This window comes from Terriglobus albidus, assembly GCF_008000815.1.
Taxonomy (GTDB): domain Bacteria; phylum Acidobacteriota; class Terriglobia; order Terriglobales; family Acidobacteriaceae; genus Terriglobus; species Terriglobus albidus_A.
Genome location: NZ_CP042806.1, coordinates 5,454,542 through 5,478,668, shown reverse-complemented (window position 1 = coordinate 5,478,668; position 24,127 = coordinate 5,454,542). Strand labels below are relative to the sequence as shown.

The 24,127-nt window shown below is 59.7% G+C and carries 16 protein-coding genes; 5 read left to right on the top strand and 11 right to left on the bottom strand.

The genetic code is table 11. From position 1 onward, the window contains the following. The first annotated feature begins 4 nt into the window (after positions 1 to 4). Positions 5 to 1,006: a DUF5838 family protein gene (locus FTW19_RS21925; protein WP_147649703.1), complete on the top strand. Its 1,002-nt coding sequence runs from the start codon at positions 5 to 7 to the stop codon at positions 1,004 to 1,006. A gap of 263 nt (positions 1,007 to 1,269) precedes the next feature. Here FTW19_RS21925 and FTW19_RS21920 read toward each other — a convergent pair whose 3' ends face one another. The 7 genes from FTW19_RS21920 to FTW19_RS21890 form a co-directional block, all read right to left on the bottom strand. Continuing rightward, positions 1,270 to 2,421, bottom strand: coding sequence for an IS481 family transposase (locus tag FTW19_RS21920; RefSeq protein WP_147645759.1), 1,152 nt, complete (start codon positions 2,419 to 2,421; stop codon positions 1,270 to 1,272). Between the two features lie 172 nt (positions 2,422 to 2,593). Then, on the bottom strand, positions 2,594 to 4,039 hold the full coding sequence (locus FTW19_RS21915; protein ID WP_147649702.1) for an FAD-binding oxidoreductase: 1,446 nt from the start codon (positions 4,037 to 4,039) through the stop codon (positions 2,594 to 2,596). A 7-nt stretch (positions 4,040 to 4,046) separates the two neighbouring features. Then, positions 4,047 to 4,505 carry a Nif11 family protein gene (locus FTW19_RS21910; protein WP_147649700.1) on the bottom strand — a complete coding sequence of 153 codons (459 nt, stop codon included), beginning with the start codon at positions 4,503 to 4,505 and terminating at the stop codon, positions 4,047 to 4,049. A gap of 133 nt (positions 4,506 to 4,638) precedes the next feature. Beyond that, entirely contained in the window at positions 4,639 to 7,227 is a 2,589-nt protein-coding gene (locus FTW19_RS21905; protein ID WP_147649698.1) for an NHLP bacteriocin export ABC transporter permease/ATPase subunit, read from the bottom strand. Position 7,228: 1 nt separating this feature from the next. After that, positions 7,229 to 9,403 (bottom strand): NHLP family bacteriocin export ABC transporter peptidase/permease/ATPase subunit, encoded by a 2,175-nt coding sequence (locus FTW19_RS21900; protein ID WP_147649695.1) that lies wholly within the window; start codon positions 9,401 to 9,403, stop codon positions 7,229 to 7,231. Next, the gene (locus FTW19_RS21895) at positions 9,404 to 10,648 is read right to left on the bottom strand and encodes an NHLP bacteriocin system secretion protein (RefSeq protein WP_147649694.1); all 1,245 of its coding nucleotides are present in this window, start codon (positions 10,646 to 10,648) and stop codon (positions 9,404 to 9,406) included. After that, positions 10,645 to 12,159, bottom strand: coding sequence for a TolC family protein (locus FTW19_RS21890; RefSeq protein ID WP_187143122.1), 1,515 nt, complete (start codon positions 12,157 to 12,159; stop codon positions 10,645 to 10,647). Before FTW19_RS21890 ends, FTW19_RS21895 begins: the two co-directional genes overlap by 4 nt. A gap of 294 nt (positions 12,160 to 12,453) precedes the next feature. Between FTW19_RS21890 and FTW19_RS21885 the strand changes: the two genes are divergently transcribed. Beyond that, positions 12,454 to 13,353, top strand: a complete 900-nt coding sequence (locus FTW19_RS21885; RefSeq protein ID WP_147649690.1) for a TIGR03435 family protein — start codon at positions 12,454 to 12,456, stop codon at positions 13,351 to 13,353. A gap of 65 nt (positions 13,354 to 13,418) precedes the next feature. Then, positions 13,419 to 13,910, top strand: coding sequence for a tetratricopeptide repeat protein (locus FTW19_RS21880; protein ID WP_147649688.1), 492 nt, complete (start codon positions 13,419 to 13,421; stop codon positions 13,908 to 13,910). Between the two features lie 157 nt (positions 13,911 to 14,067). Here FTW19_RS21880 and FTW19_RS21875 read toward each other — a convergent pair whose 3' ends face one another. Both FTW19_RS21875 and FTW19_RS21870 read right to left on the bottom strand, forming a co-directional pair. Continuing rightward, positions 14,068 to 15,090, bottom strand: a complete 1,023-nt coding sequence (locus FTW19_RS21875; RefSeq protein ID WP_147649686.1) for a YncE family protein — start codon at positions 15,088 to 15,090, stop codon at positions 14,068 to 14,070. A gap of 465 nt (positions 15,091 to 15,555) precedes the next feature. Beyond that, entirely contained in the window at positions 15,556 to 16,917 is a 1,362-nt protein-coding gene (locus tag FTW19_RS21870) for a hypothetical protein (protein ID WP_246153444.1), read from the bottom strand. A 216-nt stretch (positions 16,918 to 17,133) separates the two neighbouring features. Here FTW19_RS21870 and FTW19_RS21865 point away from each other — a divergent pair, with 216 nt between their 5' ends. Together FTW19_RS21865 and FTW19_RS21860 are read left to right on the top strand one after the other, a co-directional pair. Beyond that, positions 17,134 to 20,724, top strand: a complete 3,591-nt coding sequence (locus FTW19_RS21865; RefSeq protein ID WP_246153443.1) for a TonB-dependent receptor — start codon at positions 17,134 to 17,136, stop codon at positions 20,722 to 20,724. 83 nt (positions 20,725 to 20,807) lie between these two features. After that, complete coding sequence (locus FTW19_RS21860; protein ID WP_187143121.1) at positions 20,808 to 21,605, top strand: DUF1868 domain-containing protein; 798 nt, start codon at positions 20,808 to 20,810, stop codon at positions 21,603 to 21,605. A 128-nt stretch (positions 21,606 to 21,733) separates the two neighbouring features. On the opposite strand, the gene FTW19_RS21855 is transcribed toward FTW19_RS21860, so the two are convergent. Then, complete coding sequence (locus FTW19_RS21855; protein WP_147649683.1) at positions 21,734 to 21,928, bottom strand: hypothetical protein; 195 nt, start codon at positions 21,926 to 21,928, stop codon at positions 21,734 to 21,736. Between the two features lie 15 nt (positions 21,929 to 21,943). Next, positions 21,944 to 23,854, bottom strand: coding sequence for a phospholipase D-like domain-containing protein (locus FTW19_RS21850; RefSeq protein WP_147649681.1), 1,911 nt, complete (start codon positions 23,852 to 23,854; stop codon positions 21,944 to 21,946). Positions 23,855 to 24,127 lie beyond the last annotated feature (273 nt).

The following is a 24,127-nucleotide window of genomic DNA, read 5'->3' as shown; positions in this document are numbered from 1 at the left end:
CTCAGTGTCGATATCTTCCTCGGGAACTGCAGGCTTTCAGGAACGGGTACAGGCTCACATCCGCATGCTGGCGGAGCAACCTGCTGCCTGGCACATTGCTAAAAACCTCCGGTGGATGGAGACACACTGCCGTATCTTCGGAATCGGAGAGGCGGTGCAGGTGAGCGTGGCTTATCAAGGCTTCCGCGAGCTGGTGCGTGAGGCGGCGTATGCAACCGTGGAGTTGTCGATCAAGGTTGCAGGAGACAGCGTTCAAGCCGGCAGGTTCAATCTCTTTTGCGTACCACAAGATGTGCAGGGATTCGTTGCCGGGGTGATGTCGTTCTTCGAAGCGGTGAAAGCGGCGGAGGCTCCTGCACTGGACCTCTCCTTGCTGTGGCGGTTTCTGGAGGGCGATATCGATTGGACACGTGTCAGCCGTGTGGTCGTCGGTCTTGATCTTCGTGAGCAGGCATTGCAATCGCGTTTGAAGCTGTGGTTCTTTGCGGACGATGAGACTGGGGTTGTACGTAATCCGGTACAGAAGGCGCTGGCCATGCACGGGAGGGATGAGTTATTCGATGCATTGCATCTGCACCCCTCGCTGTTGTTTGGATACGATCTTTGTTTCGATGGGTCGACGGGGTTTCGCAGCTATCCGGATGTTACGGCGGAAGAGTTTGCTTCCGATAGTGTGCGGGCGCGGCTGCAGCCGGTGCTTTCTCGGCAGACCATGTGTGCCATGGAAGAGGCATTGTGGACGCACTTTCAAATCTCGAGCCGAAACCGGGACCTGATGGTGCAGCTTCATCCGATGGAGCCATCTGCGTTTCTTGCGAAGTGGGTACCGCATCCTGTTGCGGCGCGGGTGCATGGTCTCTATGGAGAGGTTCCGCTGCTGGATATGGTGGTCTCGTTGCCGATGCATGAGTTGGAGCGTGGAGAGGTTGAGAACTTTTCGCTGTATTACATGCCGGCGGGGGGCCGGAGACCTAAGCAAGTCGGTTTGCCTGAGGTCAGAGAATAGGTTTCATTTTGTAAGATCAGTACCTCAGCGGCTAAAGCCGCATATTTGCAGGGCTTTTACGGCACGGCTAAAGCCGTGCCCTTAAGCAAGACAGCCAGCAGAGCTGGCCTGGGTGTTGATATCCGCCGATTCAAGCTTCGCTCGAATATCTTACTCATGCGTCAGCATGAGCATTCGCGTTTTACGCGAATCGTCTTGCTTAAGGACACGGCTTTAGCTGTCTAGTCTCCAGAGATGGTTTACAGTTTGTCTCCACACATCCTTTACAGATTGAGTGAGTTTGCGGGGCAGGGTTCCACGATCGTGGAACCCTGCCCCGTGAGGTCGAGTTCCCGGATGGGCGTGTCACCGTAGAAGATCAGGATGCGTTGATCGATGCGAGCGAGACGGACAGGCTGATGAGCCAGGGCTCCGGCTACCTGCCAGCTGCGTCCGTCCAGCCAGAGCGCTCCGTTGCTGTTGAGCTCGCGCACTTCGGCATCCGGGGCATACGCGGGGTTACGTGGTTCGGTGTACTCTCGCTGGCTGGGGTGCCAGTGGTCTGCTGGCGTTTCCATGTCCAGCGCTTCATGGGGACGAACATGGTTGTACTCTTCCCGGAAGCGGTCCAGCCATGACTGGCCAGGCGGCGTATCCATCGGCCCGCACCTTCTCCGTGCCCGCTCCAGGGCACCGTGGAAGCGTTCCACCTTACCCTGGGTCTGCGGGTGGCGGACTCCGGAGAAGTACAGCCGGATGCCCAGCCGCATCAGCCACACGGATAGCTGCGTCCATCCTCCTGGTGACTGCGCGTTCCACCAGGGCTGGCCGTGATCCATCAGCATGGCCTCGGGCAACCCACAGTCAGAGAACGCCTTATCCAGCCTCTGTTGGACGACGAGACCTTCACCCGAGGACAGTTGCTCCAACACCAAGGCATAGCGGCTGTGGTCATCCAACACGGATAAGGGGCCAAGATGCGCGTTCCATCCCTTAGGGCTTTTGAAATCCATCTGCCAGAGCTGATTAGGCGCCTCGCGACAGAAGCTGCCAGTGGCCTGTGGATGGCTGTCCAGCCGGTGGATCAGACCGTGCCGACGCAACACTCGATGTACGGTCGACGATGGCACCTTCACCCCAGATCGGCCGAGCAGAACGCGAAGCTTACGTGCACCCCAGTCAGGATGCTGGCGCCGTAAAGACACGATCTGCTCTTCCAACTCGGCAGGGCTCTGACGGGGACTCAGCAGAGGCCTGCGGCTGGCTTCCTGCATGCCGGCCGCTCCATGCTCACGGTATCGCTTCAGCCACAGATAACCCGTCGGACGGCTAATCTCGTACTCCACACACAGAGACGAAAACGATCGCTCTCCAATCATCGCCGCCTCCACAAACCGCAATCGCTGCGCTTCCACTTCCACCTTCCTCCATGCCATCCAAAAACACCCCTAAACAGGCATAAACCTGTAAAGGATGTCTGGAGACAAGGTGTAAAGGATGTCATGGAACTGAACAGCTTTAGCCGTGTCGTATATCGACACGAAAGAAGGCGGCTTTAGCCGCTGAGGGCAATGCAAAAGCCAGTGCTGTTTTTCACACAGCCTCGCCCTAGTAACGCCCAGGCGCCAGGATCCCCTTCGGATCCAGTGCTGCTTTGATCCGTTCCAGCAGTGGTGAAGGCGCGACTGCATTCATCGACTGGATGCCGAGCCGATAGGGATAGAAGCCTTCAGCCAGAAGCGCTGCCTGCATCTCATCGTGGCATTGCATGGCGTTCTCATCGGCGTTTTCAGCCGTGCGATCGTAGAGGATAGAGACGAAGAACCGTACCGTGCGTGATGACAGCGCGCTCATGCCGAGAATGGGTGAGAGATTGTACTTGCGAAGGATGGTCTCGCAGAGAGTAATCGCTCGCACGATCGTGGCTCCATCAAAGGGGATCTCAGGGCAGAGCCAGATGGCTCCGCAGCCGTCGCGGTCGGGATCGGGAGTCTCCGGCATCGTTCGTTGCGATGCGGCGTAAAGACTCTGCAGATTGAGCGTGCTGGGTTGGCCGAGATAGATGCCGGCCTGCTGTTGAAAGTCAGGCAGATTGCTTTCATCGAAGAACTGCAACGCGGGAAGCCCCGATGCAAGCGCTGCGATGGCGGCTTCTTTCTGTGCCTGCGCCATCAGGCTGCTGTGGCCATAAAGAGCTCCGCTGAGGAACCATGCATTCGCATCCACCTGCGGCATAGCCTGACCGCGCGCGTTCAGTTTGCCGCCGTTCCATAGCGTGAGGAATGCTTCGGAGCCAATGACCGTCTGTAATTGCTGCAGCGCATCGATGGTACATACTCGATGTTCATCGGGGATCGGGGCATAGACCATCTGCAGATGACTGGGACGGCGCGCGAGCGAGACCGTCATGCGCGTAACGACGCCGAGGTTTGACTGGGTGAAGATGCTGCTGAAGGCCGGGCCCGCGGGCATAGCACTCAGCAATGCAAGCGGAATATCCTCGAAGCGCGCATAACCATCATCGATAATCGAGCCATCGCCCAGCACCACCTGCAGCGAGGCCATGTTTGCTGTTCGTTCGGCACGAGGGCCGATGCCGTCGCCACGTTCAAGAAAGTTACCGAGCACGCTGGCGTCCGGCGGACCGCCGATGGTGGGTAGAAACCACTGCGCCTTCTGTCTAATCAGGAAAGCATGCACCTGCTCGAAGGTCACGCCGGGTTCAAGGGTGAGGCAGCCGAAGCGCTCGTCGAAGTGCAGGATGCGGTTCATGCGTGAGAGATCGAGCAGCACGGCATGGTTCGATGGCACACGCGAGCCCAGCCCCCAGTTCCGTCCGCGGCTGATGGGGTAGAGCGGAACGCGATGATTGGCCGCGACCTTCACGCATGCAGCAACCTCTTCCGCCGAGGCCGGCTGTAGGAGGCCGAAGACCTGTTGGGTAGTTGGGAAGGTCGCGGTTTCGCAGGCACGCAGAAGAGCGGCCTCGGTGAGAACATGTTGTTCGCCGATGGCCGCTCTGAACTCTGCGAGTACGTCTGTTTCGAGGGACAAGCCGCGTTTACCAGCCGCTGAAGATCTGCTGCACGATGTTCTTGGATTCGTTTAAGTTGTTGGCTGCCGCGACAGCACCGGCTGCGACAGACTCGGATGCAGAGCCGCCGCCAACGGCGGTAGCGACACCGGCTCCAACGCCGGCTCCGACGACGCCGCCAGTTCCGGTGGGAGCGAGCTGACCGGCAACGGTGCCGATCATCGTGCCGATATAAGGGGCGGAATCTCCGCCACCTGCAACCGAGTCCAGTTCCTCTTCCGAGAGGGGGTTGGCTGAAGCGTAGGCGTTGCGGGCCTCGATGGCTTCATCGGCGGTGAAGTCAAAACCGTGCTGTTTGCCGAGATCGCTGGCGATGGCGGCTGCTTCTGAAACAGTCTTGCCGTTGGCAGACTGGAAGAGGGTAGCAGCCAGTTCGGGATTGGACGTAAGGGTGTTCGTAAACTCAGTAGCGCTTTGCAAACTCATGATTTTTCCAAGGCAGTAGATTTAGCAGCAAATGTTCCAGGGGGAACAGAACGTCTTCAATCTACTCTGAACCAGAACAGAAAGCCATCTCCGTTTTCCAGAAAGGGCAGAGCAGGTAATGGTCATGTCGCTATCAGGCGATCTGGCGCTCGGCCAGGTTACGAAACAGCCCTTCCTGGCTCATCAGTTCTTCATAGCTCCCCTGCTGCACAATGCGGCCCTGGTCGAAGACGAAGATGCGGTCCGCATGCAGGATAGTGCTGAGGCGGTGTGCGATGACGATGCGGGTGGAATTAAGCTGCTCCAGGCTGCGGCTTACGGTGGCCTGGGTCTGGTTATCGAGCGCGCTGGTGGCCTCATCGAAGAGCAGGATACGCGGCCTGTGGACGATGGCGCGGGCGATCAGCAGGCGCTGGCGCTGTCCGCCGGAGAGCCCGCCGCCGCCTTCGCTGATGATGGTGTGCATGCCCATCGGCATAGCCTCAATATCTTTGTCCAGACCGGCGGCCCGTGCGGCCACCCAGGCGTCGTCGATACTTAAAGGGGCGGAGCCGATGATGTTGGTGAAGATATCGCCGTCGGTGATGCGACCATTCTGCAGCACCACGCCCATCTGGCGGCGCAGCGCCTGTGGGTCGATATCGTCCAGATCCAGGCCGTCGAAGTGAATGAAGCCCGACTCCGGCTTCTCGAAGCCGAGCAACAGACGGAAGAGCGTGGATTTGCCCGAGCCGGAGTGGCCGACAAAGGCGACGAACTCTCCCGGATTGATAGTGAAGGAGACATCGTTCAGAACGATGGGAAGATCTTCCTTGTAGCGGAAGCGCAGGCGACTGGCTTCGATGGCGCCGCGCAGGCGGCCTGGATCGAAGCGCGATTCCGTCGATTCCGGTATGGCCTTCATGATCGGCGCGGCACGTTCATACGCCGGGATGATGCCGATGATGGAAACCAGCGTGCGCGCCAGGCCAAGCGCCGAGCCCAGAAACTGTCCAAAGGCGGCATTGAAGGCGACGAAGCTGCCTGGGGTGAGTCCGGCGCTGCTGGTCATCTGTTCAAAGCCGTAATAGAAGATGGCGATGCCGGCGACGGAGGGGAAGATCCCGTTGAAGATGTCGATGGCGATGTTGACGCGCGCGGCCTTGTTGTAGGCATTCTTCTGTTTGGCGAACTCTGTTGCCCAGCGCGCGAATCCGTGTGATTCCGTACCCGACATGCGCAGCTTGGCGATACCGTTCATGATCTCCAGCGTCAGGCCTGAGATCTTTCCGGCGATCTCGTAGATCTGCCGATGAAAGCGCATCTGCAGATAGCCGCACAGGGCGGAGAAGGCTGCCGTGATGACAACCAGAACACTGGCTACCAGCGCCATCGACATGCTGTAACGGAACAGCAGGAAGAAGGAAAAGATGGAGAAGATGCCGGAGAGGATAGTGGACAGCGCCGTGCCGGTCAGCATCTGCCGTATCTGCCCAATCGCGAGGCTGCGATTTACCAGGTCGCCGGAGTTGTAGTCGCGGAAGAAGCGGACAGGCAGGCTCAGCAGGCGATCCCACACGGCGGACTGAATGGCCCCTTCCATACGGCCTTCCATGCGCTGCATGGCAATGCTTGAAGTCAAGGAGATGAGGAAGCCGACCATGTTTGCCGTGAAGAGCAGTGCTGCCATCTGATAGAGCTGCGGCCGCTGCGCGCTGGGAATGATGGTGTCGAACAGAATGCCGGTGGCTACCGGTGTCACCAGGGCCAGCAGGCCGCTCGCGATGCCGACGATGACGACGGTCGTGGCGTCTTTGCGTGTGCCGAAGAGACCGAAACGGAGCAGGTCTTTCCAATCGATGGCGCGTGATGGGAAGGGACGATAGAACATCACCGCATCCGGCAGCAGCTTTGCTGCGATGTCAGTGGTCAGCGGAACGACGGTCCCTTTTGCGGGATCGTAGATGCGATAGCTGTGGGTCTCATGCAGCAGCGCGACCGGCGACGGCGCTGCATCCTCGTTCTCCGCCAGGAAGGCGAGCAGCGGGCCGTGGTCCTGCCTCCACCATGCGCCACGCAACACCACCTCGCGATGGCGGACTCCGGAGGCACGCGCGATGGCGGCGACGTCACGCAGTGGATCGTCAGATGTGCTGAAGGACTTCGGAGCACGGATCTCAATGCCGGCATGGTGGCCCAGGAACCGGCAAGCGGCGAAGATGGCCGAGCGCTCGTCGGCGATAACGGCATCAGGATCTTCGTGCGTAGACAGGACAGAACCAAGCTCCAGCAGGGCACGGCTGACGGCGGAGCGGCCCTCCCGTTCCTTGTCTTTCAGCCGTCGGCTCTCGCCGTGTTCGTGGCTGTCGCGCTGGGCGATGAGGGTCTGCAGAAGGATGTAGTGCAGCGCATCGAGCGGGGCGTCGGGATCTTTCTCCAGGCCGGAGGCGAAGGCGAGCTTCTCCTTCCACTCGGCGATCTCATCTTCCTGCGGTTGCAGCAGAGGAGTAACCACAGCACCCGCGCGCGCCTGGCAGAGAAGGGTAGCCATGTTCTCCGTCTGCACCACCTTGCCGACAGCAAAGATCGCCGTACCTGCTTCCAGCGTTGTGCTGTGGAAGAGAGGACCGGTCTGGCCTGCATGGTCCACGTCGACCAGGAACAGATCGACCGTGCCGCGTTCGATACGCCAGGCCCCGCCTTCGCCGTCGAGCAGAAACCGTGTTGGAGTGAGGGTGTCCATCTTATGCCGTGGCAATCAGGCGGGCGTAGGGCCCGTCGACTGCCGCCATCTCCTCATGGGTTCCGCGTTGTACGATCTTGCCGCGCTCCATCACCAGAATCTCGTCGCAGTCGCGAATGGTGCTGAGCCGATGGGCGACGATGATGCAGGTGCATCCGCGGCGGCGGATGTTGTCGCTGACCTCTTGCTCGGTGAGCGGATCGAGCGCGCTGGTCGCTTCGTCGAGCACGAACACGCGAGGGGTGCCGCAGAGTGCGCGTGCAATCTCGATGCGCTGACGCTGGCCGCCGCTGAAGTTGCGTCCGCCCTCTTCCACCTGGAAGTCGTAGCCGCCCTTCAGGCCCGCGATGGTGTCGTGAATCGCCGCGTCCTTCGCAGCCAGAATCATGGACGCGTCGGGAACCGTCGAGTCCCACAGGGTGATGTTCTCGCGCATGGTTCCGGAAAAGAGAACGATATCCTGATCGACCAAGGCGACCGAGTCGTGGATAAGACGGCGCGGCAGCTCATTGCGGGGAATGCCATCGAACAGCACTTCGCCGGACCACGGAGCAAAGAGGCCGCAGATAAGACGCGAGACAGTGGACTTGCCGCTGCCCGAGCCTCCGACGAGGGCGACACGCTGACCGGGACGCAGGGTGAGGTTGAAGCCCTGAATCAGCGGCGGATCGAGCCTGCTGTAGCCGAAGGTGAGATCGCGAAGCTCCACCGCTCCGGCCAGCCGGGCAACACCTTCGAGATGCGGAATCGGTTTGGGCTCATTGGCCAGTTGCGGATCGATGGGATTGCGCAGCACGTCGTCGAGGCGGTTGACGGTGCCCTTCATCTCCTGGATCTGGCTGCTGGTGGAGAGCAGTGAGCTGACCGGCGCGGTGAAGCTCCCCATCAAGGCCTGAAAGGCGATCAGCGATCCCATGGTCAGCACGCCGTCCATGACGCGGATGCCTCCCAGGCAGATCATGGTGGCGATGTTCAACTGGTTCAGCACCGTGGGAATGCCGGAGAGCACGATGGAGGAGCTGGCAAGCTCCTGGCTGGCATTCAGTAGCTTTGCCTGGTGCCCGCCCCATTTGGCGAAGAAGTCTGATTCTCCGGCATTGGCCTTGATGGTCTCAATACTCTGCAGGCCGACCATCGAGGTGCTGACGACCTTGCCCTGAAACTGGGTGAGCTTCTGGCCCTGTTCGACACGGTGGCGGGTGATCCACTGCAGGACCAGGAGGTTCACCACCATGGTGAAGACGCCGACGGAGGTCAGCGCGGCGTCGAACTTGAAGAGCACAATGCCATAAAAGACGATGAGTAGAAGGCTGAGAACACCGCCGGTCAACTGGCTGGCGACGGTGATGCCAAGCGTGTCGTTCAGAGAGACGCGGGAGCCGATCTCGCCTGCGTAACGCTGTGCGTAGAACTCCATCGGCAGCCGCAGAATGTGCCAGAAGAACTTGGCCGAGCCCGAGAGCGACAGCTTCATCGAGAGCCGCTGCACGATGTAGGACTGCATCCAGGTCAGCACCGCGGCCAGGATGGCTGAGAGCCCCATGATCTCAAGCAGAGGCAGCAGCCAGTTCGTCAGACCGCCGATCAGGATGTTGTCCAGGAAGACGCGGGAGAAGACCGGCGTCAGCAACCCCGGTACCACCATCGCAAGGCTGGCCAGCAGCAGGAAGAGCAGTGGCCGCCGGCTGCCTGGAAGCCGGGCTAAGAGTGCTTGCCATACGGCCGGGCGGGAACCGCCGGTTTTGAAGTCAGGCCCCTTTTCGAAGGTGAGCACAACACCGGAGTAGGCTTCTTCAAACTCGGTACGGCTGACTTTATATCGTCCCGAAGCGGGATCGCTGATCAGAACGCGATCTTTACGGAAACCCTCCACCACAAGGAAGTGGTTCATCTTCCAGAAGACGATGAAGGGAGGTTTCAGCTCCAGCAGGACATCCGCGCCTTTACGCCATCCAGAACAGACCAGACCGTAGGTCCTGGCGGCCTTGAGGACGTTGCCCGCCTTGCTTCCATCACGAGAGACACCGCAGTCCTGCCGCAGTTTTTCCAGTGGAACGTGGCGGCCGAAGTACGCCAGGACGATGGCGAGCGAAGCCGCGCCGCACTCCGTCGCTTCCATCTGCAGGATGGCTTCGGTGCGAACGGTGCGGTGCTGCAGCTTTGGTGACTCTGCCATTTAGTGAAGCCCCATCAGTTTTTTCAGGAAGGGGAAGACCAGTGTGATCGGCTTCTGCTTGCGGGTGACGATCTGCGCGGAGCAGAGCGTGCCCGGGCCGATGATGGTGTCAGGCCCGCGCGAGCTGGACCAGCGGAAGCCGGAGGGCGTGTCTGCGGCGCGCTCCATCGCGATGTCTACTTCGGTGACAAGGCCGCGGCTGCGCAGGGAGTCAACCAGGGCATCGTTCTCAAAGAGGGTCATCATGCCGCTGGTGGTCGCAGGATAACGGGCAACGAAGGTCACCTTGCCGCGGATGAAGCCATACTCTTCGCGTTTAGCCGTCGAGGGAGAGATCTCGGCGTCCATGCCCGGCTTAATGTCCTTGGCCAGATTCGATGGAACGTACAGCACCGCGATGACCTGGTCGGTGTCTGCCTGAATGCTCACGACCGGCGTTCCGGTGGGAATCATGGCGCCGGTATAGATCTTCTCTTCGACGATCTCACCATTAACCGGGGCGACAACAGTAGAGCTGAGGTGAGCGCGATTGCGCGCCCCCAGCAGGCGGGCTTCCAGATCGTGGATCTCGATCTCCTGCTGGCGCTTCAGTTCGGTGGGCTGCCAGTTCGACTGGAAGGCTTGCGAATCGGCTTGTGAGATGGCTGCCTGCAGCCGGGCGATGGAGGTCTGGATGGTGACCAGTCGCTGCTGCGCATCGACCAATACCTGCCGGGTGATCAGGCCTTTGGAGAAGAGCTGTTCGTCGGTGCCGACCTCGTCGGAGGTGATCTTCGCCATCTTCTGTTGTTGCTCAATCTCGTTGCGGTCGTTCTCGCGCTCGAGGTCGAGGCTCTTGATCTGCAGTTTGGCGCTGTCCTGCCGCAGCGAGACAGACTGCGAGGTCTGGCTTCTCAGCTCGGTGAGGTGCTCTTCCAGGGCGCGGATATCGTCGTCGGACGACGGCTGATATATCTCGGCAACCGTCTGGTTGGCGTGCACGCGGTCGCCGACCTTGACCTTGAAGTCCTTGATGAAGCCGGAGCCGCCGGCAAAGACATTGAAGACGCCGCCGGGACGAATCACGGTGCCTTCGCCGATGGCCTTTGTGGGGATACTGCCGGTGTACGACCAGATACCCGCGGCGGCAAGCGCGATCAGGATAGCGAGCAGCGAGGTCCAGTACATGGGCCCGGCGACGTGCATGGTCTGGTCAAGCTGATCGGGGGAGGAGAGCTTCTCTTTCGAGATACGGCGAAGGCTCATGGAAGGGGTACCGCCTTCTGCTGGGTCTGCTGTTGGGTCTGGGGGAGTGCGGGCAGGGTCGAGAAGACATCGGGGTCGATCGTGCCTCCCTGGTCGTAGGTGGTGACGATGGTGCTGGTGGCCTGCCGCATCCGCACCAGCATCTGTGCATATTCGAGCTCTGCCTGGACCTCGGTCTGCATCGCCAGAATCAGGCGATCCTGCATCTGTAGGGTGTTGAGCACGCTGCCCGCGCCCATGCGTAGCTTCTCGCGCTCGGCATCGACGGCGTTGCGGTAGAACTGCGCCGACTCATGCGTGCGGCGAAGCTGCTGCGCCTCGCTGCGTACCCCGACAAGCGCGGGAGTCACCGCGGCGGCGGTGCGGCGGGCTGTATCCATATACTGCAGATCGACCTGACGTTTGGCGGCATTAGCCTGCATCAGGGCGCCGGCAGCGGCGTCGCGCGCCGGCGGGAAGCGATAGGTGATGCCGCCGGAGACGTCCATGCCGCGGGCCGAGTGGCCGGGCGCGAACAGGAACTCATCGAAGCGGGTGCCTTCATCCAGGCCGGAGGCTCCGGTCGACACCCGGACATCCAACTGTGGCTTCAGGCCGTTCTTCGCGGCAACGGCAAGAATTTGCGAGGCCTCTTCCCGCTTCTTCAGCGCCTTGAGCTCGGGTCGCTGTTGCAGCGCCAGTTGCGTGTATGCCTCGATGGCCTGCGGTCCGGAAGGAACGGTCTCGGGATCCATGCCGGCGGGGAAGTCGGTAGAGATCTCTGGCAGAAGGTTGACCTGCGAAACGTCCAGTCCCATGTCGACGGCGAGTTGTTGCCGGGCCTCGACGACCAGGCGTTCACCCTCCATGCGGTTGGCGATACGCTGTGCCTGGTTTGCTTTGGCGGTATTGATCTCCGCGCGGGGCAGACGGTCTGCCTCGATCAGCGACTGCGTATTTTCCACCAGGGCATTGGAGCGTGTCTCTGCTTCTTTGAGTACGTCGAGATTCTTCTGGGCCGCAACCACGCTCCAGTAGCTGTTGGCAGTGGTGGCCAGCAGGCCGGTGATAGTCTCGTTCACCTCGAAGACCGCGGCCTCGACCTGTTTGGCGGAGGAGAGCTCCTGTGCATCGACGACCGAGCGTCCGCGTCCGCGCAGCAGCGGCAGCGTCACCGCGAACTGAATGGAGCCCTGGCTGATGCCGCCCAGGTTGGTGAGATTATCGGTGGTGCGCGCCGCGCTGATGCTGGGCGACAGGGTGATGCCGTTGCGGAGCTGACGGCTGGCTTCGAAAGCAAGCTGGCTCGTATTGGTGGTTAGCGAGGTTCCCACCTGGCCGTACTGGCCATAGACGAACTCTTCGTAGGCGGTAAGCGGGCGATAGGTATGGGCCTGACTGCCGTCTGCGCCGAGCTGCAGGTTGAACTGTCCCGCGGTCTGCCTGAGCACCCCGCGCTGTGCGTTGACCTGCTCCTGCTGGATCTGGAGCTGCGGATGATGCAGCAGCGTAAGGCGTAACGCGTCCTGCAAAGAGAACGTGGAAGGGGTCTGCGCCGGGCAGATAAGCGGACTAGAGAACCAAAGGCAAAAGCATCCCAACGCCACTCGTGGGACTGCTCTGAGTTTCACAACGAGAGACACAGGTCTTCCAGATTCAGGAGTTGGCTCCCATTCTATCCATAGACATTCGCCGCGCCAACGAGACAATGACGTAACTCGTGCGAAGGGTAATGGGTTGCCCCAGAATGGGACGCGGGCAGTTTTGAAGGCGGTTGACGATGTGCCGCAGGGGGCGTCCAATGCGGAAGAGTCGACCGGAGCCCCATGAAAACTCTTTCCTTCCTGCTGCTGTGCCTTCTCGTGTGTAGCGGTGTTCTCCCCGCTCAGAACAGTGCGAAGAGCGTTCCTGACTGGCAGAAGGCGGCGGGCGGAGCGATGAGCTTTGAGGTCGCATCGATCCATGAAGACAAGGAGGCGTTCAAGCCGCCTTCCTTCGCATTGAGCGCCGATGAATGGTTCCACGATCCGAATGGCCGGTTCCACGCCGATTTTGCACTGCCGATCTATATCCAGTTCGCATACAAAATCTGGCTGACGGGGGAAGAGACCAGGGCGATCTTTGCGAAGTATCCCGATTGGGTGAGGTCGACACGGTTCTCGATCGAGGCGACGGCTCCGCTGCATGCCACCAAGGACCAGTACCGGTTGATGATGCAGGCGCTGCTGGCCGAGCGGTTCGGGTTGAAGCTGCACTTTGAGGGAAAGGAGGCGCCGGTGCTGGCTATGGTGCTGGTGAATCCTGGAACACCAGGGCCAAAATTGATTCCGCACGAGAAAGGGCCGCCATGTGATCAAGCTCCGAAGCCGGAGGTGTTTCCCTGGGAGTGTTACACCCAGGGGGCGAGGCCGACAAAGGATGGATTGTTTGAGGCCGGGTCGCGAGCCGGATCGATGAGTTTGCTGGCTCTCTTGGTGGGGAATCTTGCCGAAAACTCCGGCGAGGTCGGGCGGCGTGTCGTGGATCAGACAGGGCTCATAGGATTGTGGGACTACACGATTGAAGCCATGCCTCCATCGAAAGTGCGTTCGCAGGATGCTGCCACCGCCAACGGACCGACGATGCTGGAGGCGATACGGGACCAACTCGGTATTAAGTTGAAGCCGACTCGGGCTGTGGTTGCGTTGCCGGTGATCGATGCATTGACGCGGCCTACGGAGAATTAGGTGTGGCTGGAAACAGTTCAACAGCGGAGAAACCGGTCGCATCGATTCGATAAAATTTTCTGCGAATGACTGATCCGCAACCGGCCAGCCCGAATCCGTCGACCTCTTCTACGAAGAAGACTCATCGACTCCCCACATGGTTTTTTGCACTGGCGGCGGTGGTGTCGATCATGGTGCTGCTGGTTGGGCTTGCAGGACGCCAGAAGCAGCGGTCGACCGAGGTTGTCGCATCGGTTCACGACGCTGGTGGTGAGTTGAAGCTGCATCCCGATGGCACTCTCACTGCACCTGCAGGATTTACCGCGGAGCAACTGACGGTACTAGCCACGGTGCTGCAGGATCACCGTTTACCAGCTCCTGCCGCGCCCGATGCGTCGGCAGCTTTACAAGAGAAGGCAGCCGCGATTGAAAAGGTGAATCCACAGGCGCATCTGCTGCTGGCTACTCTGTATCGGAAGGCTGGTCAGACGGAGGCTGCGAAGCAGCAGTTGGAACAGCTCATACGGGAGAATCCTGATTCAGCGTTGGTGCGTGAGCTGGAGAAGAGTTTGCAGTAGCCCACCACTGGGCGCGCCCCATGCTCCGGAGTCCCAAGCGAACTTGTTCGCTGGGAGAGCACTGAAAGCTGGTAAGCACGCGCCTTTCCACCCGATGAACAAGTTCATCGGAGCCCCGGCCTTCAGCGCTCGGTTGAGGACTCGTTAGGCGAGTGAGCTACTGCCGGGCAACAACAACAATCATGAAACTATTCGGCTTAGTGGCTGGTTTGCCATTCGGACCGGTCTCATACTCCGCCGTCGGCAGATAGATGCGGTGCGTCATCGGATCAATCCCCATTGTTCTTGCACCGGTCCGCGTCTTCACCATTTGCACGATCTCGAAGTTGCCCGGCGAGGTTTCGCGCGCAACAGCGAGGGAACCATCGCGGCAGCTCGCAAAGATCTCTCCACCGTCGGCCTTGGTCGCATCGACTCCGTCACCGATGGGCAGCGCCGACAAGACCTTGCCGTCCGTCAGGCTCATGACGATCAGCTTCTGCGGTTTCCGGCAGCCGATATAGAGCTGCTTCTTTTTTGTGTCGATCGACATGCCGACGGGAGCACCACCAGGAGCGACCGGCCAGCGCGCAGCCACCTTGCGCGTCTTCATGTCTACGACCGCGACTTCGTTCTTGTCCATCAGGTTGACGTAGATCTTTCCGGCGCCATCTGAAGCAAGGAACTCAGGCGATCCTCCCAGATCGATCGGCGTCTCTATCTTGCCCGCCGCGGGATCGATCTCCGGGCTGAAGGTCATCATGACACCTTTGTCTCCAGAGACAACCAGCACCCGCTTAAGAGCAGGATCGTAGATGATTCCGTCTGCATCGGGCTGGGCGGTGATCTTGCCCAGGATGGCAAATGTCTTGAGGTCGAAGATCACAATCGCGCCGTCTCCGCCGCCGTCACTGATGAAGCCTCGTCCCGCTTCCGGAGCGATGGCCACACCATGCGCGATCTTCTGGCCTGGAATATCACCCAGCGTCTTGCCTGAATCTGCATCGACTACCAGCGTGTGCGTGCCGCGTGGAACAAACAGCCGGTGAGTCGCCGGATCGACTGTCAGATAGTCCCATCCACCTTGTCCTCCGATGGGAAAGGTTTGCTTCTCTGACCATTTGTTTTGCGCCAGAGATGGTAGAGCACCGGCAAGCAGAAGGGAAAATACGATGGTTCCAATGCGTATCACTCGTTGCATGGGAGCCCTCCTCGTTTTGAATTGGATATTGCTACGCGCGGCAATTCCGCACAGCCTCACCAGTCTGCGTCGTATCCCTTAAGACAGGCTGAAGTTGTGCCACCGAAAAGCGCTGAAGGCCGGGGTCCCCAATGAACTTGTTCATTGGGGTGGAAACGCGCGCTCTATAACAGCCTGTGGAAACGCCCCAGGTTACGGATGGCAAAACGGTAAGAGGGCTGAAGGCCCGACCTATATTGCCGCAATGTCACAATCTCAATCGTTATTGTTTCTCGGCTTCTTACACAAGATGTGGAATACATCCGATGAACGATACGCATGGGATTGAAGGCGCGATTATAGAGCGGGCCTTCAGCCCTTTGTTCTTTCTTGAGCCCAGTACCTGGGCCGTTGCTCCAGGCTGGTATGGGACGCGCCTTCAGCGCTCCTTAAAAGACACACGGAACACCCGGTGTATGGACTGCCCTAATTCGTAACCCGCCATGCAAGCACATTACTGTGCACCGCGCTGGAGCTCATGTTCTGCGTTTCGAGCAGCAACTCAAAGTAGGGAATCTTTCCATCTGGCCGTTGGATACGCTTTAGGAAGGGCAGCAACTCCGAATCATCCGAGACGAAGTCCCAGGCGGATTCGGTACCGGCCATCGAGGTGCCTTCAATTAATAAAGCATTGCCATTACCCGAAAGATTCGGAGCAAAGGCGACCACACCATACACACGGCGTTGCGGATCGTCGAGCCTCGAATCCCAGTGCGTAGGCTCTCCCTCACGCGGAGACTTGTTGATGACCGAGAAGACCTTCGCCTTGTAGTTGTTCTGCAACAGGAAGTTCATGTTGCGTTCCAGAAGCTCGACCCATGGATTGGCTTCAAAGGCTCCAACCAGGATGACGTTGCCGGTCTTCAGATCGTTGGGGCGCAGGTCACGGGAGTAGCGCACCTGCAGATTGCTGTGGAGCGTCTGCGCAATCTGCGCCAGCCGCACCGCGGCATCGAGATCGACGATCGAGGTGTAGCGCCGGTTCGCCATCTCGACCCGCAGCGAGCGCATATCCGAGGGCAGGGGATTGGAGGATGCGTTGAAGGTCGATGTCCGGTAGTCGCCGAGCAGATATTCGTTCAGCGAGATGCTGCGCAGATCGAAGGTATGCGAGAGCACCAGGCCCGAATCTCCAGGGACCTCCAGCGTCGGCTGTTGCGGCAAAAAGATCTGGCTCCACAGCGGATGCGGTGGAGGAGCTGCGGGCGCTGCCGTTGCATGATTCCGGATCAGCACCGCCGTCAGCGCAATGGCCAGTGCGGCACACAGAAGCCACGGCACCAGGCTGCTAACCAGGCTGCTTGTAGACCACGTCTTCAACGGAGCTGCCGCATCAATCGGGGGCGGCGGTATCTCATGCGGCGGGGGCAAAGGCGCGACGGGCTCCGCGGTGTGACGCGGAGTGAAGACAGGGATATAGCTGCCCTTCGGAATGATGACGCGCAGAACTTCTTCAGCGCCCTCCTGCTCGAAGTACATCTCCAGGCGTTGACGCAGACGGCTCGCCTGGGTGCGAACGATGCCGTCGATGGACGAGTCGTAGTCCGGCGATCTGCCGAAGACAGCCTGGCCGATCTTCTGTTCGTTCAACTCCGCTTCACGGCCCTGGAAGGCGATGTCGCAGACATACGTGAGCAGAGAACAGAGGCGTTCGCTCCGCGCAAAGGTCGGAGATGCGAGGATACGCCGTATCAACTCGCGTTGGGCGCTCTCCGGCCAGTCTGTCACAGAAGCCGTGCGTGCAGACCAGGGGGAGTCTACGGAGCGATCTTGCTTCGCCGTGAGCATGAGTTGCCGTCAGTCTACGCAGATCGTGTGAATGCGCCATGAACTATTCACACGGCATTCACTGTATCAAGATACATGACAGCCCGGTAAACCATTTATTCCACAGCAGTTCACCGGTGTATCGCAGTTGTCGCCGTGAAATCGCTTCTGCCTCGGAAGCGTCGCTGCTATTCCTCTCCCAACGGCCCCCTTCCTGACGCTTACCCAGAGACAAACATGCGCGGGCTTTCTGTTGGAACCACTACTTCTGTTGGAAGCACTACTTATGGAGCGAATGCAATGACGCCGAACATCAATAAGAAACAATCTGCCCGATGGTATGGGCTACTCCTTCGCCTGGCCCTGTTGCTGGTGCTGGCGGCCGGAGGCAGGGTCTACGCCCAGTTCGATTCGGGCGCGGTGCTGGGTACGATCAAGGATCCTTCGGGAGCAACGATCAACGGCGCATCGGTCGAGCTGACCAATGTCGCCAAGGGCGTCAAGAGCACGCGGCAGACAGACGCGAGCGGATCCTATGAGTTCGATAGCGTACAGCCGGGCGACTACATCGTGACGGTGACGTCATCGGGCTTCCAGAATCTGAAGACGGACTCCTTCCGGGTGAACGTTGGAGCACGTCAGCGTGTCGACCTTACTCTCAGCGTCGGTCAGACCGGCGACAGCGTTACCGTGACCGACGCAGCCGAGCAGTTAGAGACAGAGACCAGCGACCGCGGTCAGACGATCCAGGGAGCCGAAGCGGTGACCCTGCCGCTGAACGGACGCTCCTATGCCGACCTGGCGCAACTGGTGCCGGGTGTCCGCCGCTCGCTGATTGCAACGGTTGCCTCCAACCCGCCGCGCGATGCTTCCTACAACGTCAACGGCCTTACCTCGATGGACAACAACTTCGTCCTGGATGGCATCGACAACAATGCTTATCAGGAAGCCAACCAGGGATATTCGAACCAGGCAGTGATTCCGTCACCCGACTCACTGCAGGAGTTCAAGGTACAGACCGACAACTACTCTGCGGAGTATGGCCGCGCCGGCGGTGCCATCGTCAACGCCACCACCCGCAGCGGAACCAATGCCTTCCACGGCGGTGCATACGAGTACTTCCGCAACACGGTGCTGAACGCCTTCGGGCCCTTCTACGGAACCGGCATCAAGCCGACGCTGGTACAGAATCAGTTTGGCGGCACCTTCGGCGGTCCGGTGTTGCGTGACAAGCTCTTCTTCTTCGTGGACTACGAAGGTCTGCGCGCCGTCTCTCACTCTCTCACCACCGCAACCTTGCCAACCACTGCTGAGCTGAACGGAATCTTTACGACAGACGGCACCGCAACGGGTACTCCAATCCCGATCAAGAATCCCTATACGGGTGTGGTGTACAGCAATGGCCGTGTACCGCTCGGCGACCCGAACATCAATCCTGTCGCGCTGAAGGTCTTCAGCCTGCTGCCCTCGCCGAATATTCCCGGGGCCGCACTGACAGCGGCGAACTATCAATATCTCCCTGCGGCTCCGACGGTTGACGACAAGGGCGATGGCCGTGTCGACTTCGTTCGTAACGATCGCCAAAATGGTTTCTTCCGCTACAGCCAGCGCGCGGTCACCTACTTCCAGCCGCCGCCGTTTCCCGGTGCCGCCGGCGGTAACAGCAATGGAACCCTCTATGCCCGGACACGGCAGCTCGCTGCGGGCTATAACTGGACACTGACGCCCACCTCGATTCTGGAGATGCGCTTCGGTGAGACCTGGACGGAGAGCGGAAAGTTCCCCATCTTCCTCGGTGCTACGAATCTGTTGGCGGGTATTCCTAACGTCCCGCAGGATCCTGCCTATACCGGTGGCCTGAGCCCGCAGTCTGTCTCTGGCTTCACGCAGTTCGGCGAGCAGGGAACCAATCCGCAGTTCAACAATCCCACGCAGGCGAATCCTAAGGTCAACTACACCTGGATCAGGGGCCGCCACAGCCTGAAGGTCGGCTATGAGTTCGGCTGGATGTCGCAGGCGATCTCTGACTTTCATCCGAAGTTCGGTTCGGATACCTATGCGGGTTCGTTCAGCTCAGCCGGCAGCGCAACGACAGCGCAGGCGGCGAACCTTGCGGACTTCCTCTTCGGCGCGCGCAGCAACTACCAGTTGAACGCGGTCAATGAGGTGAACTATCTGCGCTACTGGCACATGGGCTATCTGCAGGATGACTGGAAGCCGCTGCCTTCGCTGACCGTGAACCTCGGATTTCGCTATGAGTTCATGACGCCGAACTACGAAGAGAACAACAAGCTCTACAACTTCGACCCGGTGAACAACCGTCTGCTGGCCGCCGGTAGCGGAACGGACGTGAACAGCACAGCGCCAGGACACGTTTACAACCTCCACTATGTCGGCGGTAACTCGCTGGCCGATCGTGGTCTGGTTGATCCGAACTATAAGAACGTCGGTCCGCGCGTGGGCTTTGCCTACCAGGCCCTGCCGAAGACAGTGATTCGCGGCGGTTACGCCATCAGCTATGCCTATCTTTTCCGTTTCGGTGGAGAGGGCCTGCTTGCCTACAACGGCCCGAACAACTACGCAGCGACGCTGCCCTCGAACCAGACACCGAGCCAGGGCCTGTGCACCTCGTTGACGCAGGATCCCACGACCTGCTTCCGCAGAACACAGGATGGTTATCAGACCAACTTTGCCGGACCGGTGAACTTCTCCACCACCAAGGCGCAGACGCGGTATACGCCGAAGGACTTCAAGCCCGCCTATGTGCAGGCCTTCCATCTGTCAGTCCAGCAGGAGCTGCCCTATAACACCACGCTGGAAGTGGCGTACGTCGGCAATCACACCGTCCATATCCCGGCGCTTCTGGACTTCAACCAGGCGCGCCTGTGCCTGCCCAGCGAAGTTCCGGCTGCGGCGCAGGGCCAGTGCACGACCTCGTTGCTCAACCGCCGGCCGATCGCCAACTTTACTGACATCCTGACGGAGAGCAACGCAGGATCTCTGATCTATCACTCGCTGCAGACCAAGCTGCAGCGCCGTTTCCGCGGCGGTGTTTTCCTCATCAACTCGTTTACCTGGTCGCGCGGCATCGATCTGAACTCCGCCGATCTGGAGACGCAGAACGGCGACAGCGCGCTGATCAACAAGGCCAACCCCGCCGGCGATCGTGGACCTTCGGGTTACAACCAGCCGCTGAACAACACCACCTCCGCGATTGTCGATCTGCCCTTCGGCAAGGGACGCCGCTTCGGTTCGTCGGCTCCTGGATGGCAGCAGCAGATCCTCGGTGGCTGGCAGTTGACCGGCATCAACGTGGTGACGAGCGGAGTGCCCATCAACCTGACCTATTCGCCGAGCAGCAACCAGGTGGTCTCGACAACAAGCGCGACGTATGCGATCCGGCCTAATCTGACGGGATCGCCGTCAGCGGTCTATGGCAAGACGCTGGTCAAGACGGCGAGCGCGTTGAACGGCTATCTGATCGCAGGCTCGGGAACGACGCCGCCTCCGGGTGTCTCGATTCCCGCCGGCACGCAGCTCTTCGGCAATGCAGGCCGCAATATCCTGCGTGGCCCGGCATTTGGACAGTTCGATCTTTCGGCGCACAAACGGTTTACGCTGCCGAACGAACGGTACAACGCCGAGTTCCGGATTGAGGCCTTCAACGTCTTCAACGCCACCAACTACATCAGCCCTTCTTCGAGCGTTGGCTCGGTGAATGCTACTTCAGGAGCACCGACGTACAGCAGCAGCTTTGGCAGTTTCACGGGCAGCACCAGTGTGTATCCATCACGCCAGGTGCAGCTTGTACTGCGCGTTGCCTTCTAACTGAAACTCAGCCCTCCCAGGCCGGCAGAGCTCGGTTCTGCCGGCTTTTCTTTTTTCAAAATTCTTCTGGAAAGGATCGTTCCTTGACCACCCACACCCGCCGTCAGTTTCTTCTCGAGTCCTCTGCTGCCGTAGCCGCATCGCTGCTTCCGTCTTCGTTGTTCGCGCAACCCGCCGCGGCAGAAACACCTAAGATTCCAAACCGCGACACGACGCTCAAGTTCAATCCCGATGGCACACCGCGCCCGTTTGCAGGAAACACGGTGATTTGTCATCTTCCCGTGCAGTCGGCGATGCGCGATGCGATGGCGACGCTGCATCAGGAGCTGAAGCGCGCGAGCTACCACACCAAGCTCGGACTGACCTCGACCGATAGCTACCACATGACCATCTTTCCGGGAGCAAACGACCTGGACCGTTCCGCATATGGGTGGCCATCCTATGTCCCCTCTGACGCTCCCATCGAAGTCTGCACCCGCATGGTGGGCGAGCGGATCGCGAAGAAACAATTCGCATGCCAGTTGCCGCTGCGTGTCCGCGTCGACCAGGAATACACCATCAACTATCCCATGGCATGCAGCTTGCGGTTGGTAGGGGCTGATGCAGAGGAAGGCAGGAAGCTGCGGTCACTACGCGATCAACTTGCGGAGGTCTTTGGCTTCCGGCTACGGGATCACGCCGAATATCAGTTCCACATGACGATGTCGTACCAGATGGTTCCGTTTACCGCGGAAGAGCGGAGTGCCTATCGCGACCTGATGCGGGTTCACATCAAGCGCATCGCAGAGGCTGTGCCGGTGCTGGAGCTGGGTATCCCCGAGTTCTGCAGCTTCCCGGACATGTTCCGCTTCGAACCGCAGCATCTGCTGGTGTGTTCATAGACTCGTAGAGAGGTTGCGCGCGGCGCAACCGTTTCGCATCGCAGATGCGAATGTCTTGCTTAAGGGGACGGCTTCAGCCGTCCTATACCGAGCCCGCAACGAACACGGCTTTATTTGGCGCTTAGCTTCTACCCAAACAACTCCCGCTCAATAAAGTGAAGGTCATTCTTATTGAAGTAATCCTGCGACCAGGAATCATCGGTGTAAAGAAACAACCCCTTCTGCACCGCTGCTGCCTGGGCAGACTGTGGCTGTGCCGCGAGAAGCGGCTGGGGCTGTGGTGTCGATGCAGGTGCGGCTGTCTTCGATTTACGCGGCGCCATGTGGTCTCCTTCCGGCTATGGCCTAGCCTTCTTCGTTGTTTTTTTCGCAGCCTTCTTGACGGCCTTCTTTGCCACTTTCTTCGTTGCTGTCTTAACAGCTACTTTCTTGGCCACAGTCTTCTTTGCAGCTTTCTTTACCGTCTTCTTCCCCACGGTTTTTTTCGTAGCAGCTTTCTTCGTAGCAGTGGCCGCCGTCGGCGCTGCGTGCGGTTTCTTCGGATTCGCGTAGCGATTGAGGAAGCTATAGTGATCCACCAGCAGCAGCGCTTCGATCGCAAACGCAGTGGCTACATCGGCGTCGTGAATCTGCAGCAGATTATCCCCGTTCTGCTGCTCGCCGCCGGTCGCCAGATTGGAGGAGCCGCAGTACACCACGGGATCGTCTCCATTCAGTCCGCAGACGACGAACTTGTCGTGGATCTCGTGTCCCGGCGGTGACGGCACCTGATCGAAGGGGGGCGGAAGGGTCGTCTTGCCCGGCCTTCCTGTGACCAGTACGCCAGTGGCTGTACCAGGCTTGTAGAGGTACGTGCCCTCGGGTGCATCGGAGATGCCGTAGCTGTAGAGCGTCGTTGTGTTGTGAATGGCATCGAGCGTGTTGTAGACCGGTGTATTGCTGCCGGTCAGCTGCATCACCGCGAAGATGACGTTTCCTTTGTCTGCCTGCGCCTCGCTGGTAATGCGGTCAGAGATCGCGGTCAGCAGGCTCTGCGTCGTGTCGAGTGTATGCGGTGAGAACGTTACGCTCATCTGCGGCACGCGTCGTCCGGTTGGAGTAAACGGCTGCTCCGCCAAAGGAGTACCGGCAAAACTGGATGCAGCCGCCTGCGACTGGTTCGGATACTGCTGCAGCAGCGTCCAGCTCTGCTCGAAGACATCGGAGTAGTGCTGGGCCACGCCGGGGTCATCAAAGGCCAGCACGTGGTTGGCATTGACATAGAGGCCGGTGACCGAAAAGTTGGTCGAGCCGGTCAGCACTCGGACCGGGCTGCCGTTCTTCGAGAGGATGAAGATCTTGTCATGCGAGTAGCGGTCGAAGCATCCGCGCACAAGGGCCGCAGGCGCCTTGGCCATCGCCTGGAACTGCTGCGCGAAGGGCACCTCCAGTGGCGTGATCGTTTTATGTGTCTTCGAGTCCGTGTGCTGGATGTGCAGGGTCGCATCATCCAGAATCATGCGGACCTTACCCTGCGCCGCCAGCTTCAGAAAGATGGTGACGATGTCCGGCTCATCGAGGTCGTAGGCAAAGACATCGAGCGTGAACGAGTCATCGTTCTCGACCTGATTCAACAGATCGAAGACCAGCTTGCGAGCCGAAGCTCCCATCCAGGCATAGATGTCGTTATAAGTGCAGGGCGTGCCCTGGGCATTCGTTCCTGCCTGCGCGGCAGTGTTGTATTGCAGGCCGCGGTTTGCCGGCTCGATCCGCGTCGATGCACCGAAGTGGTGGGCATACGCCTGCGACTGCATGTAGCCCCGTGTGAAGCCGACTGTCAGCGCACCTTTGGCAAAGGGACCGACGGGCACCTTGACCGTGGCCGCACGGTTGGAATCCATCGGGAGCATCTTCCCGTTGCTATCGAAGAACCGGGGCGTGACCGTATAGAGGTAGTCACCCGTCGGCGGCTGAGTGCCGCCGTGCAGCAGGCCAGGGAATGCGACCCAGCGGTACTTCTGAATGGGAGCGTTGGCCGTGGAGGTAGGCGGCTCACTGGCAACTTGAGCATGATTGGCCGGAAGTGCGAAGCGCAGGTTGTTGGAGAGGTAATACGGCTTCGCGCCGCTGGGCGGCTGGCAGTAGATGCTGAAGCCGGCAAGGTTCCTGGCATCGGCGGCACTGGCAAAATTGAAGGCCAGCAGAGTTTTCGAATCGCCTATATAGGCTTTTACTGAAAAAGGACCTTTGGTCGCGGTAACGACTGCCATCAACTCCTCCTCAGAACAGGCAGACACATCTATACAAGCGGGCCGCTACAAACAGATGAATACCGGAAACGCGGTCAGTGTAGCATCGCGTCCGGTTTTGCCCTTACGCGCAATACGAATACTTGACGAGGCCGTATCGGTGGGCCATAGTGGTGAAGTTTCAAAACAGATCCGGACTTAGAGGCCTGCCTGCGCCTGCAGTGGGCTTCGCTTCGTTTCCCCTGCTGTTTTTTCTGTCCCCTTTCCGTCCTGCGTTGCGCCAATGAGAGAGAA